At 66.6% G+C, this 16,036-nt stretch carries 17 protein-coding genes; 5 read left to right on the top strand and 12 right to left on the bottom strand.

Features of this window, described 5'->3' with window-relative positions:
- Nucleotides 1-66: 66 nt before the first annotated feature.
- From AC1RRV_RS17000 to AC1RRV_RS16990, 3 genes are all read right to left on the bottom strand, one after another.
- Nucleotides 67-705 carry a DedA family protein gene (locus tag AC1RRV_RS17000; protein ID WP_492860825.1) on the bottom strand — a complete coding sequence of 213 codons (639 nt, stop codon included), beginning with the start codon at nt 703-705 and terminating at the stop codon, nt 67-69.
- 198 nt (nt 706-903) lie between these two features.
- The gene (locus tag AC1RRV_RS16995) at nt 904-1,770 is read right to left on the bottom strand and encodes a pirin family protein (protein WP_492860824.1); all 867 of its coding nucleotides are present in this window, start codon (nt 1,768-1,770) and stop codon (nt 904-906) included.
- 331 nt (nt 1,771-2,101) lie between these two features.
- The gene (locus AC1RRV_RS16990) at nt 2,102-2,698 is read right to left on the bottom strand and encodes an NADPH-dependent F420 reductase (protein ID WP_492860823.1); all 597 of its coding nucleotides are present in this window, start codon (nt 2,696-2,698) and stop codon (nt 2,102-2,104) included.
- 209 nt (nt 2,699-2,907) lie between these two features.
- Between AC1RRV_RS16990 and AC1RRV_RS16985 the strand changes: the two genes are divergently transcribed.
- From AC1RRV_RS16985 to AC1RRV_RS16975, 3 genes are all read left to right on the top strand, one after another.
- Nucleotides 2,908-3,819 (top strand): LysR family transcriptional regulator, encoded by a 912-nt coding sequence (locus AC1RRV_RS16985; protein ID WP_492860822.1) that lies wholly within the window; start codon nt 2,908-2,910, stop codon nt 3,817-3,819.
- Nucleotides 3,820-4,047: 228 nt separating this feature from the next.
- A complete protein-coding gene (locus AC1RRV_RS16980; protein WP_492860821.1) occupies nt 4,048-4,554 on the top strand; it encodes a helix-turn-helix transcriptional regulator in 507 nt (168 codons plus the stop codon).
- A 187-nt stretch (nt 4,555-4,741) separates the two neighbouring features.
- On the top strand, nt 4,742-5,632 hold the full coding sequence (locus tag AC1RRV_RS16975) for a hypothetical protein (protein WP_492860820.1): 891 nt from the start codon (nt 4,742-4,744) through the stop codon (nt 5,630-5,632).
- A 22-nt stretch (nt 5,633-5,654) separates the two neighbouring features.
- Here the strand turns inward: AC1RRV_RS16975 and AC1RRV_RS16970 are convergent, their stop codons facing one another.
- The 4 genes from AC1RRV_RS16970 to AC1RRV_RS16955 form a co-directional block, all read right to left on the bottom strand.
- Complete coding sequence (locus AC1RRV_RS16970) at nt 5,655-6,203, bottom strand: ester cyclase (protein ID WP_492860819.1); 549 nt, start codon at nt 6,201-6,203, stop codon at nt 5,655-5,657.
- 139 nt (nt 6,204-6,342) lie between these two features.
- Nucleotides 6,343-7,575: an MFS transporter gene (locus AC1RRV_RS16965; protein WP_492860818.1), complete on the bottom strand. Its 1,233-nt coding sequence runs from the start codon at nt 7,573-7,575 to the stop codon at nt 6,343-6,345.
- A gap of 48 nt (nt 7,576-7,623) precedes the next feature.
- Nucleotides 7,624-8,223 carry an NADPH-dependent F420 reductase gene (locus AC1RRV_RS16960; protein ID WP_492860817.1) on the bottom strand — a complete coding sequence of 200 codons (600 nt, stop codon included), beginning with the start codon at nt 8,221-8,223 and terminating at the stop codon, nt 7,624-7,626.
- A gap of 32 nt (nt 8,224-8,255) precedes the next feature.
- The gene (locus AC1RRV_RS16955) at nt 8,256-9,008 is read right to left on the bottom strand and encodes a 3-oxoacyl-ACP reductase family protein (protein WP_492860816.1); all 753 of its coding nucleotides are present in this window, start codon (nt 9,006-9,008) and stop codon (nt 8,256-8,258) included.
- A 104-nt stretch (nt 9,009-9,112) separates the two neighbouring features.
- Between AC1RRV_RS16955 and AC1RRV_RS16950 the strand changes: the two genes are divergently transcribed.
- Complete coding sequence (locus AC1RRV_RS16950; protein ID WP_492860815.1) at nt 9,113-10,042, top strand: LysR family transcriptional regulator; 930 nt, start codon at nt 9,113-9,115, stop codon at nt 10,040-10,042.
- 62 nt (nt 10,043-10,104) lie between these two features.
- On the opposite strand, the gene AC1RRV_RS16945 is transcribed toward AC1RRV_RS16950, so the two are convergent.
- The 3 genes from AC1RRV_RS16945 to AC1RRV_RS16935 form a co-directional block, all read right to left on the bottom strand.
- Nucleotides 10,105-10,539 carry a DoxX family protein gene (locus AC1RRV_RS16945; protein ID WP_492860814.1) on the bottom strand — a complete coding sequence of 145 codons (435 nt, stop codon included), beginning with the start codon at nt 10,537-10,539 and terminating at the stop codon, nt 10,105-10,107.
- 46 nt (nt 10,540-10,585) lie between these two features.
- Nucleotides 10,586-11,248, bottom strand: a complete 663-nt coding sequence (locus tag AC1RRV_RS16940) for a hydrolase (protein ID WP_492860813.1) — start codon at nt 11,246-11,248, stop codon at nt 10,586-10,588.
- Between the two features lie 108 nt (nt 11,249-11,356).
- A complete protein-coding gene (locus tag AC1RRV_RS16935) occupies nt 11,357-12,907 on the bottom strand; it encodes a CehA/McbA family metallohydrolase (RefSeq protein ID WP_492860812.1) in 1,551 nt (516 codons plus the stop codon).
- Between the two features lie 359 nt (nt 12,908-13,266).
- Between AC1RRV_RS16935 and AC1RRV_RS16930 the strand changes: the two genes are divergently transcribed.
- Nucleotides 13,267-14,094 carry an alpha/beta hydrolase gene (locus AC1RRV_RS16930; protein ID WP_492860811.1) on the top strand — a complete coding sequence of 276 codons (828 nt, stop codon included), beginning with the start codon at nt 13,267-13,269 and terminating at the stop codon, nt 14,092-14,094.
- A 188-nt stretch (nt 14,095-14,282) separates the two neighbouring features.
- Here AC1RRV_RS16930 and AC1RRV_RS16925 read toward each other — a convergent pair whose 3' ends face one another.
- Nucleotides 14,283-14,744 carry a hypothetical protein gene (locus AC1RRV_RS16925; RefSeq protein WP_492860810.1) on the bottom strand — a complete coding sequence of 154 codons (462 nt, stop codon included), beginning with the start codon at nt 14,742-14,744 and terminating at the stop codon, nt 14,283-14,285.
- A gap of 235 nt (nt 14,745-14,979) precedes the next feature.
- Nucleotides 14,980-16,017 carry an alpha/beta fold hydrolase gene (locus AC1RRV_RS16920; RefSeq protein WP_492860809.1) on the bottom strand — a complete coding sequence of 346 codons (1,038 nt, stop codon included), beginning with the start codon at nt 16,015-16,017 and terminating at the stop codon, nt 14,980-14,982.
- Nucleotides 16,018-16,036 lie beyond the last annotated feature (19 nt).

Here is a 16,036-nt window from a genome sequence, read left to right as displayed (position 1 = left end):
CATCGCAGACGCGGCGGCGGCGATCTTGGATCCAAGCGCGTCGAATAGGATGGCTGCCCGCCGCGCTCAGCAGGCGCAAGGGCGAGGTGCGGTCCCAGCGCGCAGGTGACGCAGAATCGCGACGCTGACGAGGATGACCAGAGCGGCGGCCAAGGCAGCCAGACCCAGGGTCTGCCAAGGAACGTCGGCGACGAGGGCGACGCCGCGCCCGGCCAGGTAGCCCGGGATCAGGAAGACGCCGACCCACACCACGCCCGAAAGCGCGTTGGCGATATGGAAGCGCAAGACCGGCATGGCCATCATGCCGGCCATGATCGGAACAAAGGCGCGCAGCGGGCCGCCGAAGCGGCCGAGGAACAGGGTGGCGACGCCGTACTTTTGGGTGGCGGTGCGGGTTCTGGTCAGCAAGGTCTGATGGCGCGAAAGCCAAGGGTGGGCCAGCGCGCGAACACCCATGCGGCGTCCAAGGGCATAGGAGGCCGCGTCGCCCAGGATCGCGCCGGCCAGGGCGAAGACCACCACCTGGGTCGCATCCAGCACGCCGGTCGCCACCAACCCTCCGGCGACGACCAGCAGCACCGTCGCGGGCAGAAAGGCGCCGATCAGCACCATGGATTCGCCGAACGTGATCAAGCCGACGATGGGTCCCGCCCAGGCGCGATGTTCGGCGATGAAGCTCGAAACCGTATGGGTGAACCCGTCCATGATCTTGTCCTTGGGGTAAGCGGTCTTCGACCGCCGCCGGGGTGAAATGCGCGCTTATGGGTCTCTGATGAAGTCGAATAAAATCGTCCAAGTTGTTCGGCTTTTCCGAACATTGGCGCGAGGCCGGAGCCATGGTCCCAAGGTCTGGCTCAAGGTTCTTGAAGGATCGCGCGACCACCGGGACAGATGGCGTGGGACCTATGGGTTGGAGATCACACCCATCCGGCCAGACCGATAGTCGCCGACCGCGCGCTGCAGCTCCTCGGCCGAGTTCATGACGAACGGGCCGTAGCGAAGGATCGGCGTATCGAGGCGATCACCGCCCAGCACAAGGAGTTCCGTCCCCGCCGTCGCCGACAGGACGACGGGCTGGCCCGCCGTGAGGCGCGCCAGTTCGCCCTTCTCGACCGGCCGGGTGTCGCCGCCGACCAGGGCCGAGCCCTGCATGACATAGACGCCCAGTTCCTGGCTTGCCGTCGGCGTTACCAGGGAGTCGTCGGCGTCGAAGGATACGTGCAGGGCCAACGGCGCGCCAAACGTCTCGACCGGCCCAGTCACCGCGCCGACCTGGCCGGCCACCAGCCGCGCCCGCGTCGCGCCGCCTTCGGACGGCAGGAGCGGGATCTCGCCAGCGCCGATGTGACGGTAGGCGGGGTCAATGTGTTTCGAGCCGGCAGGCAAATTGATCCACAGCTGTACGCCGTGGGTGCGCTCGCCGGGCTTCATGGCCGCGATATCGGGTTGCTCGTCATGAACGATCCCGCGTCCGGCTCGCATCCACTGGACGTCGCCGGGCGACATGGTGCTGGCGTTGCCCAGGCTGTCCTTGTGCCTCATCCGCCCCTCGATCAGCAGCGTAAGGGTTTCGATGCCCGCGTGCGGATGGGCCGAGGCACCCTTGGCCTTGGCTGGGTCGAAGGCAATGGGGCCGAAGTGATCCAGGAAGATGAACGGCCCGACGCTTTCATAGCCCTGACCGGGGACGGCGCGCAGGACGTCTACCCCGTCGCCTTCGATGGTGTGGAAGGCGCGGTGGCGGCTTTGGATCTCTCGAACGGGTGACATGGCGGGCTCCTTGAGGAGCCTCAAGTGGCGTTGGCCAGCGGGGCTTTCACCGGGGAAAAAATCGAAGATCTTGTTCGAGATTTCCGCTCCTGGGATCAGCGCCATGACAGCGTGCGGCGGCGCCTGAAACGCTTGGCGAGCAGCCTGACCACGGTGACGAAGACGAGGAATTTCCAGATTTCCGCAAAGACGTTTGTACGGCGCATGATGCGGTCCTTTCGAGCAGCAGCCAGCGGCGGGGCGCCGCGAGGGCCGCCATCTGCCATTCACGGGACGCCGCAAAACAGCCGAATAAAGTCCCGGAAATCATTCGATGAAATCGAATGGCGGCCTAGCCGATCTTGATCAGGTTGTGGGTGATCAGGGCGCCGCCGAACTGTTGCAGCCGGCCACCCTCGGCGATCTTGCCAAGAATGGCCGGGAAGAAGCCGAGCGATGTGGCCAGCCTGGCGATCTCGCGGTTGGCGTTGTCGTCGTCGCCCGCCAGGAAGAGGACCCGATGGCCGCCGGCGAACTCCGGCGACGCGGCGAGCACGGCGGCCGGCAGGGTGTTGAACCCCTTGACCAGGCGCGCGCCGACAGCCGCCTCTGAGACGACCTGCGACGAGAGCCGCCCGCCAAGATCCATCGGCGTGAAGTTCGTGAAGTTGATGGCGTTGGTCGCGTCGACGACGATACGCCCTTTCCAGTCGGGAACCTGGCCAAGGATTGACGGCGCGGTGCCGAAGGGCGCGGCGAACAAAACAATCTGCGCTTCCAGCGCCTGATCAAGCTCCACCGGCGAGATGACGTCGCCCAGCTCCTGGACGAGCGGCTGCATCGAGCCGGCGCCCCGGCTGTTGGCGATCTGGACGCTCAGGCTCCTGGCGGCGAAGCGACGTGCGAGCGCCGAGCCGATCGCACCGGACCCGATGATGGCGATGGTCATGACGGAGGTTCCTTTCACAAGCGCGGCGAATGTGCGGATGCGCAGGGGCGTCGCCTTGGACGCCTCGTCGATATTTGACGCCCTCGGCGGGAACTGGCTTCCAAATCCGATCAGGGGACGGGCGCGCCTTGCCGAGCGGCAAATCCCTGGCCAAGTCTCGGATCGACGAATGCGTCGAACAAACACCGCATAACCCTTCGAGATTTTCGATGAGCGATCCGGGTAACCCAACCCTCGACCAACTGGCGATCCTGCTGGCCGTCGTCGACGGCGGCAGCTTCGGCGCCGCCGCCCGCCATCTCCGGCGCGCGCCCTCCGTCGTCAGTTACGGCGTCGCTAACCTCGAAGCTCAATTGGGCGTCGTGCTCTTCGATCGGGACAACAGCAAGCGCCCGATTCTGACCGACGCCGGGCGCGCCGTGGTCGCCGAGGCGCGTTCCATCATCGGCGGCGTCGCCGGACTGAAGGCCAAGGTTAAGGGGCTTGCGCTAGGCGTCGAGCCGGAAGTCCTGCTCGCGCTCGACGTCATGCTACCGGCCGAGCGTGTCGTCGACGCCCTGCGAGCCTTCACGGAAGCCTATCCCGCCGTGACCCTTCGCCTCTACACCGAGGCGCTAGGCGCGGTCACGCAGATGGTGGCCTCCGGACGGGCCAGCCTTGGGGTCAGCGGGCCGTTGGAGGTGAGCACGGGCGGGATCGAGCGCATCGGTATTGGATCGGTCCAGCTCGTCCCAGTCGCCGCTCCAGATCACCCGCTTGCACGGGCGGGACGCAATCCACCGGGCGCGGGCCGAGACCACGTTCAGCTCGTTCTGACCGACCGTTCAAACCTGACAGAAGGCCAGGATTTCGCGGTGGTCGGCAATCGCACCTGGCGCCTGGCCGACCTTGGATCAAAGCATATGCTTCTGCGCGAGGGCATCGGCTGGGGCAACATGCCCGAACCGATGGTCCGCGAAGACCTGGCCAATGGGCGGCTCGTCGCGCTCGATATGCCCGACGCGCAAGGCGGGCCCTATCGCCTCCAGGCCATCTATCGCAGCGACTCTCCGCCGGGGCCCGCGGCGCGGTTCCTGATCATGCGCTTCGAGCAACAGGCTGAGACGGCGGCGGACGCGTAGGCGCGGCGGCGGTTAAACCTGCGCCGCCTTTTCCATACCCGGGTATGAAGCGGCCAAACACCGGGAGGCCTCGGAGCAAGCGCGGGTGCAATGGCGACCCGGCCTTGGCCTGGAGAACAGTGACCCCAGACTTCGGAGCCCAAACGGGCGCGTCAGTAAGGGATCACCGCCATGTCCTTCCTTTCCATCGACACCGCCAACGCCGCGCCGGTTTCGGGAATGCTCGCCATGCAGATCCTGGACGAAGAGCGTCGCAGCTTCGCCGACCTGCGCGAAGTGCTCGAAGCGCTCGACCGGACGCTCGAGCCCGAAGCCGCGATGGCGCGCGCTCTGGTGGCCAAGGCCTCTGCGATCGTCTCCGTGGCCACAGGGCCGAGCGAAGACGGACTGGCAAGCGGCGGTCTATCGCCATGGCAGGCCAAAAAGTTGCGCAAGCACATTGAGGCCAACCTCGATGCGCCGCTGACCAACACCGAACTCAGCGCACTGGTCTCCCTGAGCTCAAGCCACTTTGGCAAGGCCTTCAAGGTCAGCTTCGGCGACACGCCCCATGCCTACATCACCCGTCGTCGCCTCGAGGCCGCCAAGACCATGATGCTGGCCGGTCGCGAAGCGCTGAGCCAGATCGCCTATCAGTGCGGCTTCGCCGACCAATCGCACCTCTGCCGTCTGTTCCGCCGCGCCACCGGCGCGTCGCCGAAGGCTTGGCGCCGTCAACACCTGTTGGCGGCCTGACTGCGGGCGATCTAGACAATCGTCCGATTGGGCGTTGAGCTAGGCAAATGACAATCCCAACCCCAAGCCGCTCAAGATCGTTCGAGAAACTGTCGCGGCCTCGGGGCGTGGGGCGATGAGGGTCTGGCGATCATTCTCTCATCGCGCCTCTGGCTATGAGCGGCTTCTTAGTGACGTTTTGCAGAGCGTGGACGAACGCGATGCCGAACTTCTGTGGCCGGTCGATCAAGGCACGCAAGTGCTTGTCAGTGACTACTCGGGCCAGCATCGGCAAGCGACCCACGAGGTCTATTCGTTCCTGATCACGACCTGGGACAAGCTGCAAGCATGGCTGCCGCTACGCGCCTCGTTTCGTGCGCAGTGGTTGCCCGATGGCCGGCGGCTGTCCTTCAAGCAATTGCGGGAGGGAATGCGACGGCGAGCCTATCCGCGCTTCCTCGAGCTGGTTGGAAAACTGCCCGCCAACCTAATCACGGTCATGATTGATAATCGGGTTGGCAGCTTCATCGAGGGCGGCCCAAGGGCGCTTGCGGAAGTCCTGGATGATTGCTTCTTGCCCGACCAAACCGACGCGGGGATCGAGAAGATCTACCGGTTGGCGCTCCTGGTCGCGGTGCTCCAGGCGGGTCTGCGTAACGAAGACCAGCCGTCCCTCTGGATCAGCGACCACGACGAAACACTCGACAGCTATGATCGACGCGAACGCTTCAGCCGCCTAGCCAGCTACCTGACGTTTGGTCTCACCGGATGGCGCAAGCCCGCGGATCAGAACTTCGTGACGACCGAGGCGCTCAACATGCCTGATTGGGTGGAGGACCTCGCCGCCATCCCTGATATCGCCGCCGGCGCCTGCGCCCAATTGAGCGATATCCTACCACTCTTCATGGGCGGCAAGGCTTGGACAGTTCCGATATCCCATGGCGAGAATCCGGACTGGCGCGCAACGCTCTTCGGAGACTGGCTCTCTGCTCCTCATGGCGAGCTTCGCCACGTACTTCTTCGCCTCGCGCCGGATGAGACGGGGGAAATACGAGCATCGGTCCAACGGTTTGTCCGGCGTCCGGCGGTTCTCCCATAGCTAATCGTCAGCGAGCGACGGATCAGCTGGGTTTGATCTGGTCGAACGACGACACGCCCAGTTGCTGGAAGAGCATCAGGCCATGGGGCACGCCCCAATGGGCGGTGATCCTACGGTCCTGGACCTCGACGATGTCCATGATCGGAAATGCGATCTGTCGCCCCGTCGGGGCCAGGCCCATGAACGTGGCCTTGTGGGTGCCACGATAGGTCTTGAACGACGTGACGCGGCCGTCGGCGACGACCTGCAGGTGGACCTCGGCTCGGAAGTCGGGGAAGGCGTCGCGGAAGGTGTGGTAGATCCGCCGCGCCCCGGCCTTGTCGGGCGAATAGCCCGGAAAGGGTGTATGGTCGACGAAGTCCTGGTGGAACAGTTCTTCGAAGAGCGCGAAATCTCCGCCGCTCTGTACCTCCCGGATCAGGCGACCCACGATGGCGCGCGCTTGGGCGTCCTGGGGCGTATCGGTCTTTGAAGACGCCGACGCGCCTGATGCGGCGACGAGGGCGGCCAGGCCGCCAAGGGATCCGACCATCGCGCGGCGGGCGGGATCGAACGCGAACGTGCCGGTCATAGGGTGCATCCTTCGAACACTGGGCGGCTGATGATCCAGGGCTAACCCGGATCGCCGCGCCCGTTCTTGGATCATCCGGCGGCGGATGGGCGACGCAGGGTGTCTGACCCGCGCCGCCCCGGAGATCCCTCGCCGCCGTTTATTCGGCCGCCACGGCTTCTGGCTCAGCGTGGGCGCCGGCGCCGGCGCTAACCCGCCCACCGGCCAGGCCGATCAGGAGGCCGGTGGCGACCGCCGAGGCCGCGGCCGCCCACATGGCGCTCGTCACGCCGGCGCGATCGACGATCAGGCCCCCCACCAGCGCGCCCGCGCCGATCGAAAGCTGAGCCACCGAGACGAAGAGCGCGCCGACATTCTCCAGGCGGTCGGGCGCGGCGTTGAACATCCAGGTCTGCATGGTGATCGGCAGCATGCCGAACGCCAGGCCCCAGGCGAGCACGGCGATCACCGCCGCGATCGGGTTGGCGCCGGTCAGGGCCAGGAGCGAGACCGAACCGGCGGTCAAGGCCGCCATGGCCACGACCGAGACCCGGACGTTGCGGCTGGCGATCCAGCCCCCGACGATATTGCCCAGGAAGCCGGTCACACCGTAACCCAGCAGGACCGCGCTGAGCGCGGCGGCGGTGACGCCGCTGACCTGATTGAGGAACGGGGTGATGTAGGTGTAGCCGGCGAACTGCCCGATGAAGATCAGGATCGCCGCAGCCGACCCCAGCTGCACCATCGGCAGGCGCATAACATCGGGCAGGCCGCGAAGACCCCGGCTCGATTGCGGCTTGATGCTCGGCAGGACGATGGACAGGGCGAACGCCACCACGCCGGCCATGACCGCGGCGACCACGAAGGCCGACCGCCACCCGAAGGCTTCACCCAGCAGAGCGGCCGCCGGCACCCCAGCCACCGTGCCCACCGACACGCCCGAGAGGATCAGGGCCGAGGCCTTGGGGCCCTCGGCGCCCGGACGCAAGCGCGGACCCAGCGAGCCGCCGATCGTCCAGAAGCCGCCGACGGCCAGACCGAGCAGAACGCGGCCGATGAGCATCGTGACGAAGTTGGGCGCCAGGGCGACGACGAGGTTGGACACTGCCAGAAGACCCAGAAGGAACAGCAGGACCTTACGACGATCGAACCCGGCCGCCAGGCCGATGGTCGCCGGGGCGGCGACGGCGGCGACGAAGCCGGGCGTCATCACCGACAGGCCGGCAACGCCTTCGGAGATCCCCATGTCCTGGGCGATCTTGGGCAGCAGGCCCACGGGCAGAAACTCAGTAGTGACCAGAGCGAAGGCGCCGATGCCGATCGTGGCGACGGCCAGCCAAGAGGCGGCCGGACCCTGATGGTCCGGGACGGCCTCGGAAGTTGAGGGACCCATGGCGGGACTCCGAATGAGCGCCCCCGCCAAGAAGGCGGGGGCGTCGGCTCAGCCGAACTTGACGAGGTTGTGGGTGGGCAGCGGACCGCCCGGGAACTGGGCGAGACGACCGCCGACTTCGGCCGAGCCGAGGTCGAGAGGATAGAAGCCCAGGCGTTCGATCAGCGCGCCGACCTGAGCCTTGGCCCGAGCGTCGTCACCGGAGACGAACAGGATCCGACGACCGCCTTCGCTGCGCGGATCGCCCGCGATCAGGCCAGGCTGCAGGTGGTTGAAGGCCTTGACGACGCGGGCGCCCGGAACGAGGTCGGCGAAGACTTCGCTTGAGGCCCGACCGCCCAGATCGACGGGCCGGAAGAGCGGCGCTTCGATCGGGTTGTTGGCGTCGATGACGATGCGGCCCTTCCAGTCGCCCAGGCCTTCGAGGGCCTTGGGCAGCTTGGACCAGTTCACCGCCACCAGGACGATGTCCGCGCTGGCGGCGTCCTCACGCGTGCCGGCCTTTATCGTGGGACCGAGGTCCTGGACGAGCCCGGCCAGGCTTTCAGGACCGCGGCTGTTGGCGATCGTCGCCTCGATCCCCGCGCGGGCCAAAGCCCGCGCAAAGGCCGAACCGATGGCGCCCGCGCCGATGATGCCGATAGTCATGATCGTAATCCTTCAGCTAGAGGGCGACGGGTTCAGGCGGTGAAGCCGCCGTCGGCGAGGATGTCGGCGCCAGTGACGAAGGCCGCTTCGGGGCTGGCCAGATAGGCGACCAGGCCGGCGATCTCCTCGGATTGGCCGTAGCGACCCACCGCGATGCCCGGGCCGACGATCGCCGAGATGGGGCCATCGGCGGGGTTCATGTCGGTGTCGGTCGGGCCGGGATGGACGGTGTTGACCGTGATGCCCTTGGGCCCCAGGTCGCGCACCAGGCTGCGGTTGAAGCCGGCGACGGCGCCCTTGGTCAGCGTGTAGACCGAGGCGGTCGGGAACGCCGCGTAGCGGGTCATCGAGCTGCCGATGTGAATGATGCGGCCGCCGTTCTTCATGTGGCGCACCGCTTCCTGGGTGGCCACGAAGACGCCCGTGACATTGACCGCGATCATGCGTTCGTAGTCGGCGAAGGCGAAGTCTTCGATCGGCGCGTTCACCGCGACGCCGGCGTTGTTCACCAGAATGTCCAGACCGCCGAACGTTTCGACGGTCTTGGCGACCGCGGCGCGAACGGCGTCAGGGTTGCCGGCGTCGGCTTGGACGGCGACGGCCTTGCCGCCGGCGGCGGTGATGGCGGCGACGACTTCGTCGGCCTTGGCGGGCGAAGCGCTGTAGGTCAGGACGACCTGGGCGCCGTCGGCGGCCAGGCGCTTGGCGATGGCCGCGCCGATCGAGCGCGAGCCGCCGGTGACGAGGGCGGTCTTGCCGGCGAGGGTTTGGGCTTGGGTGGTCATGGGAAAGCTCCGTGGTTTGATGGAGCGAATATTGCGATCCCCATTCCTCTGGATTAGGCCTAAGTGGCTTGGATTAGTCTCAAGTCAAACTTGAAGGTCGCGGCATGGAAAGCCTGGCGAATCTGGAATCCTTCGTGCGAAGCGCGGAGATGGGCGGGTTTTCGGCCGCGGCCCGGCGTCTGGGCCTTACGCCAGCGGCGGTGAGCCGCAATGTCGCTACGCTTGAGAAAAACCTGGGCGTAAGGCTCTTCCAACGGAGCACCCGCAAGCTGACCTTGACCGAAGCCGGTGAGCGGTTCCTCGGCGATATCGGCGGCAACCTCGACGCTCTGCAGGGCGCCATCGCCGCCATGTCCGCCGACCGGGACGCACCGGCCGGTGTTCTCAAGGTCAGCCTCAGCCCGACTTTTGGCGAGCGGTACATGTTGCCGATGCTGCCGGAGTTCATGGCGCGCTATCCGGCCGTGCGCATCGATTGGCAGATGGAGAACCGGCAGGTCGACCTGATCGCCGAAGGCTTCGACGCGGCCATCGGCGGCGGCTTCGAGCTGGGGGCGGGCCTGGTCGCTCGGACGCTGGCGCCGGCTCACATCATCGCCGTGGCCTCACCGGACTACATCAGGGGAAAGGATCCGATCGTCGATCCGTCCGGCCTGATCGCACTGGACGGCATCGTCATGAAATCGGCTCGAACCGGTCGGGTCCGCGAGCACATGATGCGCGACGCCCACGGTCGGGAAATGGTCGCGCCCCTTCGCGACACCATCGTGCTCAACGACCCGTCCGCCATGCGCAAGGCCGCTCTGCTGGGCCTGGGCGTCTCGTTGCTGGCAGTGCCCGATGTCCTGCCGTTCCTGGAGTCGGGAGAGCTCGTTCGCCTGGCGCCGCGCTGGTACGCCGACGCCGGTCCGATCTCGCTCTACTACGCCAATCGCGTTCTGCTCCCGGCCAAGACCAGGGCCTTCATCGACCACGTCGTCGAGGTGTTTCGCAAGGAGCGTTACGCTGAACGGTTCGCCGGGAGCTTGGGCTAGACAAGTACAATCGCCCGGCCGCCTTGGGCGGTCGGGCGATCATTGGCGGGTACGGGCGTCGTCTAGGGCTGAGCCAGGGGACGGCCCCCGAACAACGGCGACGAGCGCCGCTTTCGCAGGGCGTCGACGCTGATCGCGCCACCGCCGAACGCGGCGATTTGAAGAAGGCCGCCGGTCATGGCCAGGTTCTTTAGAAAGTGGATCGCCTGGTTCTGGTCACCGAGCGCTCGGTGGAAAACGAGCGCCGTCGCTAGGCAGAAGGCCGCCAGGATCAGCGCCATCAGGCGCGTCTGGAAGCCGATGAGGAAGAGAAGGCCGATACCGACCTCGACGATCACGGCGGCCGCGTAGCCGACCTGAGGCGCTGGCAGGCCGACCGAGGCGATGTAGCCGATCGTCAGCGCCGGAGCCGCGAGCTTCGTCGCTCCGCTGAAGAGGAAGATCACGGCGATCAGCAGTCGACCAAGCGTTGGCGAGAGGGGGGCGAGTTTTTCCATGGGTGTCCTCCGAGGAGAGCTGGACCGGCCGAGCACCGGTCCCCGATCAGGCGGCGATGGTCGCCGCGGCGGCGGGCGGCTGGGTGGCCAAGAGCTGCAGCTCCCAGGCGAAGGCCACGCCGCCGCCGCCGCCGTGCTCGGCGAGAACGGCGGCCACGGCCGGGACCGTGTCCTCGCGCGCCCAGTCGCGCTGCCATTCACCCATCACCGCCAGCCAGGTGATGGGCTGGCCGCCGGCGCTCGCCATGCGGCGAACCGCCATCTCATGGGCCTCGAGCGTCACGCCGCCCGAGGCGTCGGTGACGAAATAGACCTCGTAGCCCTCGCCCAGGGCCTGGATCACCGGCATGGCCAGGCAGATCTCCGTCCAGAGGGCGGCGATCACCAGCTTCTTGCGGCCAGTCGCCCTGACGGCGTCCACGACGCGCTGGTCCTGCCAGGTGTTGATGAAGGTGCGATTGATCGGCTTCTGACCGGGGAAGACATCCTGGATGCCCTTGATCAGGAGGCCGCCGCGTTCCTCGACCACCGTGCTGAGGATCGTCGGCACGCCGAAGGCCTTGGCCGTCTTGGCCAGGCCGACGACGTTGTTGATGATCACTGTCGGCTCGTGGCTGTGCAGATTGGCGAACTGGAAGGGTTGGTGGTCGATGAGCAGCAGGACGCTGTCTTCAGGCGACAGCAGAGCGTCGAGACCGGTCTTGGGCATGGGGATGATCTCCTCCTTGGGGGTGAGGTCATCTTGGCGAGCCAGGGCCGGACTTATCGACGATCCGAGCGGTGGTTTGTCGATCTCGGTGGGATTGTCGTCACAAACTCAGGTCGTTTCGCCCGTCGTCACCACTTGGTTCATCTCGACCTTCGGATAGGTGAAGGTCTGAACGACCATGCCCTTGTCGTCGAGTAACTCGACGGTGTCGCCGCCATTGTTGAGCGATAGAGGCTGGCCGGCTCGGGTCAGACTCCGTTCCGCGCCGTCGGCCAGGATGATGCTGGTGTCGAAGGTCCAATAGGCTCCGCTGAGATCCCGAAGCTGCCAGCCGGCCAGGCTCAAGGGTGCCCCGCTGACATTGCGCACGGTGATCTGCTCGTTCTGCAGGTCCGGCCCCTCGGGATCGGGAAGCAGGGACACCAGCCGCAAGGGCGGGGTCATGATCGACGGCGGAGCCAAGGGCGCGGCGCGACCGTCGAACCAGATCGGCGCGGTCCAGGCGCGGTCCTCATCTTCATGTTCGGCGTCGGGACCAGACGATTGCGTCACCCGGACGAGCACGTACTCCCCAGCCTGGCGCGCATAGACACCATCGAGCGTCCAAACGCCGTCGCCCTGAACCCGATAGGATTGCACCGGCCGGAAGGCCGGGTCGCCGCCTGGCATGTCCTGGAAGACATCGATCCGATAGGCCGCATTGGGCTCGTCAGGATCGCGCAGCTCAAGCGAGAGGCCATACTCGGCATCGGCTTGCGGCGCGGCGACCACATCACCCATGACGGCCTGGCCGGAGCGGAAGATCACCTTGAGGTTCTTGTCTTCCGACGCAAAGGTCCGCCTCGCCCTTAAGGCCGAGAGGATCGCCGGCTTGGTAAGGCTGGCGGCATAGACGCCGACCCGCGCGTCGCTGATCGTACCCCATGTCTTGTAGTGGTTGTCGTGGCCGACGCTGGGGCCCAAACGAAAACCGACATTGAGATAGGCGAAGTACTGGCGCTCTTTGCTCTCGGCGCGGTGCAGGCCGCCTTCCTCCATCGCCGGTGCGTTCAGAACTTCGATCAGCGAGACCGCAGGCCCCAGCCTGGCCACCCAGCTCTCGTCAGGGCCAAGCTTTGCGCGACCATAGTCCGATTCAAAGCGCTGACCGCCGCGCGGATGATTGAACTGCACGACGGGCATGGCCCCCGCGCTGTCGGGGTTTTCCGTGAGCCACCTTAGCAGGTCGGCGAAGTCCCCGCTCTTGGCGTCGATGACGCTGGCCGCATCCAGCACGTTGACGTGGTTGCCGGAGCTGATGGTCGAAAACTCTTGACCGTAGAGCGCGATGAACTGGCCGTCCTTGCTGGCCCTGGCCGCCGCGGACTTCAGCGATCCGGTGTCGCTCCCTTGATAAAGAGCCGGTCGGGTGGCGATGAGCTTGTTGTCCCGTCGATCGGGCGTCGCGCCCATCTCGGCGTCTTTGTGATTGTGTTCGGTGACGGCGAAGAAATCGAGACCGGCGCCCTTGGCCATGGTGAAGGCCTCGCGCGGGACACCGCTGCCATCACTGTAGCTGGTGTGGGCGTGAAGATTGCCGAAGAAGATCTCGTCAGCGACCGCCGGTCCCGCGCCGACGCCGAGCGCGCCCGCGATGATCCAAGCCAATCCCTTGCGCATGTCTCAGCCCCCCAGCCTGACCGTGAGCGTCTCGCGTAGCGCGAGTTTTGGCAAGTCGCAAACCAGCGTTGTGCGAAGGCCGGCCGGCCCATACCCGGGTATGGCATGGGCAAACCCGGGCGCGATTCAAACGATACGGCAAGACAAGTTCGCCGGACGCCGGTGTTTGGCAATCTGACTCAGCGATCGGACGCCGCCGCATCTCCCCTCCCGGCGGGAGGTCCTCGCAAAATCGGCGTGTCTCCCCCGAACGCCGGGCGCGTCGTCCAGATTCGACGGGCCAAATCGTGCCGGCGGCGACTCCTGTCCCCCGCCCCGCCGTCGGCACGCCCCACTCGTCGGCGGCTGGAAACGAACCGATGTCCAAGACAATCATCCTGATCCATGGCGCATGGCTCACCCCCAGCTCGCTCGAGCTGTTCCGTAAGCGCTACGAGTCCCGCGGCTTCACCGTCCTGGCGCCGGCCTGGCCGCTGATGGACGCGCCGATCGTGGCCCTGCGCGACCGGCCCGATCCGCGCCTCGGCGATCTCACCCTGGGCCGCATCGTCGACCACTATACCGGTGTCATCGCCAGCCTCCCCGAAGCCCCGATCCTGATCGGCCATTCCTATGGCGGGCTCGTCGTCCAGATGCTTCTGGATCGCGGCCTCGGCGCGGCCGGCGTGTCGATCGAACCGGCCCCGGCCGCCGGCATCAAGCCCGGCCTCACCGCCTTCGCCGCCGCCTTCCCGGTCTTCGCGGCCTGGGCCGGCTGGCGTCGGGTGCTGCGGATGAAGCGCGCCGCTTTCGGAAAGTACTTCGCCAACGACTTGCCCAAGGCCCAGCAGGATGAGCTCTTCGCCCGCGAGATCGTGCCGGCGCCTGGCCGGATCTACTATCAATCCGTCCTGGGCCTTGGCTCGGCCATCGCCTGGAAGAACCCCGAGCGCGCGCCGTTGCTGTTGATCAGCGCCAGCGGCGATAGGACGATCGAGCCCTCGATGGTCCGCCAGAACCTCAAGCGCTATGCCGCGTCGCCCGCGCTGACCGCCTTCAAGAGCTTTCCGGGGCGCTCGCACTTCCTGATCGCCGCGCCAGGCTGGGAGGAAGTCGCCGACTATGCCCTGGGCTGGGCGCAGAACCCGACCCCGTCACCCGTCGCCGCCGCGGCGCGACCGCTGTCGGGCGCGCTGGCTACCCACTGAACCGAGGCGCTCTTATGCTCCAGCGGCCCGCCCGGCGTTTCGCCGGCGGGCCGCCTTGCATGAAGCCGACCACGAACGACACCGATGTCGCCCGGCGCGGCGTCGAGCAGGTGATCCTGCCCTCGGTGACGCCTGCAAGATGTTGCGGCCCTTAGGCTCACCACGAGGGGTAGGGATCCTCGGCGCTTCTAGGTGCGCTGGGTTACGTCCGCCAACAACCCATCCAGTTCGCCCTGAAGAAGCTCCCGACTGTCTTCAAGTCTGCCGGCGATCCGCAACAGGACGTCCCAGAAGTCACGGACGGCCGCCTCCGCACATTGGCGGGCGCTTGGCAGATCCGCGCCGCGATCGCCCAGTTGGCGAATGAGATCCAGGTCGGCGCCACTGCCGGGTACGCCGGCGTAGCCGATCATGGGGTCCGTCGATTGCGGCAGTGCGCCGACGGACTTTGCGTGGCTGACGGCGGCCGCGCCGCCGAAGAAATAGGCGGCGAACCGGGTCGCGTCGTGTCCATCCTGCGGGAGGGCGAGCCCTGAACTCGTCAACGCCTTCGCCGTCTTGGGGTCGTAGTGCAGGCGGACGGGGACCTTGCCCATCTCTCGTTTGAGAACGACGGCATGGCCGGCCTCATGGATGCAGATCGTGTCCATCGTTCCCCCTGGACCAAAGTCGCGCGAGCCTTACCGGATGCCGGGTTGGTTAAGCGTTACTGTGATGGAGGCCGGAGGCGACGGGCGCAGGAAAATCGCCAGCCCCGCGCAAAGACCGATCCCGTAGGCCGTCAGGGCGATGAGGCCCATCACACGTCGCATTGACGAGGTCCTCGCAGGGATGAAGGCGGCGATCCGATCGGCCAAGCCGACAAGACCGCCGCCCGACGCCCGGTCAGCGGAAGAAGGCGACGAACTCGTTGATCATGACCTGGGGCTGCTCTTCGGGAACGAAGTGACCGCTGTTGTCGACCTTGACCAGCTTGAGGTCCGGGGCCTTCGGCGGAAGGGCCGCCTGCAGCCAGGGATAGCCGATGCCGCCCAGGGCCAGGACCGGCATCTTCAGCGGGCCGTATGTGGCCTCGTCGTCGATGTCCTGGGCGAAGCTGCGATACCAGCCGTTGCCGCCTCGGATGGCGTCGGCGTTGTTATAGGCGGCGAAGTAGATTTCCCGGTCCGCCTTCGAGATCGAGGCGTTGTCGCGCAGCATGTAGTTGAACGACCAGTCCTGGATCAGATGGTAGCGCCCCAGCAGCAGCGCCTCGGGCAGCTCGGGGACTTGGTTGAGCGCGAACCACCACGGCCACACCGGATGGGCGTCGTCGACCTTGGCGCCGAACGACCCCTTCGGCGGGATCATCGGCAGCCCCTTCCAGCCTTCGGACGGGTGGGGCGTGTCGAGCAGGGCCAGCTTGATCGTGCCCTGCGGATAGTTGGCCGCATAGGCGTAGGCGACCATCGCGCCGATGTCGTGACCGGCGATGTTGGCCTTCTCATAGCCCAGCGACCGGATCAGGCCGTAGATATCGCCGGCCATGGTCTTCTTGTCGTAGCCGCCGGCCGGCTTGGCCGACCCGCCCATGCCGCGGATGTCCACGGCGATGACCGTGTAGTGCTTGGAGAGCTCGGGCATGACCTTGTTGAACTCCCACCAGGTCTGCAGCCAGCCCGGCATCAGCACGAGCGGCGGCCCCTTGCCGCCGATCACGTAGTGGATGCGCGTGCCGTTGACGTCGGCGTAGGCGCTCTTGAAGTCGCCCAGGCGCCTGGCCAGGTCGGCGTCGGAGACCGCCGGGATCACTCGGTCGGCGGGCGCGGCGAAAACGGGCGTCGCGGTCGTCAGCGGCGCGGCGAACGATAGGGCCAGGGCGCCGGCCATCAAGGCGCGACGAAGGCTCGCGCCGGCGCGGCGCGTCGAAGTCGGATAGATCATGTCAGGTCTCTTCGGTTGG

The organism is Caulobacter sp. GW821-FHT11E10 (assembly GCF_058808375.1).
The sequence above is the reverse complement of the archived record's forward strand: the minus strand, read 5'-3'. Positions and strand labels throughout refer to the sequence as shown.

Bases quoted from the DNA above. Each gene is read 5' to 3' on its own strand.
- AC1RRV_RS17000 (WP_492860825.1), bottom strand. From the start codon at position 705: ATGGACGGGTTCACCCATACGGTTTCGAGCTTCATCGCCGAACATCGC.
- AC1RRV_RS16995 (WP_492860824.1), bottom strand. From the start codon at position 1,770: ATGTCACCCGTTCGAGAGATCCAAAGCCGCCACCGCGCCTTCCACACC.
- AC1RRV_RS16990 (WP_492860823.1), bottom strand. From the start codon at position 2,698: ATGACCATCGCCATCATCGGGTCCGGTGCGATCGGCTCGGCGCTCGCA.
- AC1RRV_RS16985 (WP_492860822.1), top strand. From the start codon at position 2,908: ATGAGCGATCCGGGTAACCCAACCCTCGACCAACTGGCGATCCTGCTG.
- AC1RRV_RS16980 (WP_492860821.1), top strand. From the start codon at position 4,048: ATGCAGATCCTGGACGAAGAGCGTCGCAGCTTCGCCGACCTGCGCGAA.
- AC1RRV_RS16970 (WP_492860819.1), bottom strand. From the start codon at position 6,203: ATGACCGGCACGTTCGCGTTCGATCCCGCCCGCCGCGCGATGGTCGGA.
- AC1RRV_RS16965 (WP_492860818.1), bottom strand. From the start codon at position 7,575: ATGGGTCCCTCAACTTCCGAGGCCGTCCCGGACCATCAGGGTCCGGCC.
- AC1RRV_RS16960 (WP_492860817.1), bottom strand. From the start codon at position 8,223: ATGACTATCGGCATCATCGGCGCGGGCGCCATCGGTTCGGCCTTTGCG.
- AC1RRV_RS16955 (WP_492860816.1), bottom strand. From the start codon at position 9,008: ATGACCACCCAAGCCCAAACCCTCGCCGGCAAGACCGCCCTCGTCACC.
- AC1RRV_RS16950 (WP_492860815.1), top strand. From the start codon at position 9,113: ATGGAAAGCCTGGCGAATCTGGAATCCTTCGTGCGAAGCGCGGAGATG.
- AC1RRV_RS16945 (WP_492860814.1), bottom strand. From the start codon at position 10,539: ATGGAAAAACTCGCCCCCCTCTCGCCAACGCTTGGTCGACTGCTGATC.
- AC1RRV_RS16940 (WP_492860813.1), bottom strand. From the start codon at position 11,248: ATGCCCAAGACCGGTCTCGACGCTCTGCTGTCGCCTGAAGACAGCGTC.
- AC1RRV_RS16935 (WP_492860812.1), bottom strand. From the start codon at position 12,907: ATGCGCAAGGGATTGGCTTGGATCATCGCGGGCGCGCTCGGCGTCGGC.
- AC1RRV_RS16930 (WP_492860811.1), top strand. From the start codon at position 13,267: ATGTCCAAGACAATCATCCTGATCCATGGCGCATGGCTCACCCCCAGC.
- AC1RRV_RS16925 (WP_492860810.1), bottom strand. From the start codon at position 14,744: ATGGACACGATCTGCATCCATGAGGCCGGCCATGCCGTCGTTCTCAAA.
- AC1RRV_RS16920 (WP_492860809.1), bottom strand. From the start codon at position 16,017: ATGATCTATCCGACTTCGACGCGCCGCGCCGGCGCGAGCCTTCGTCGC.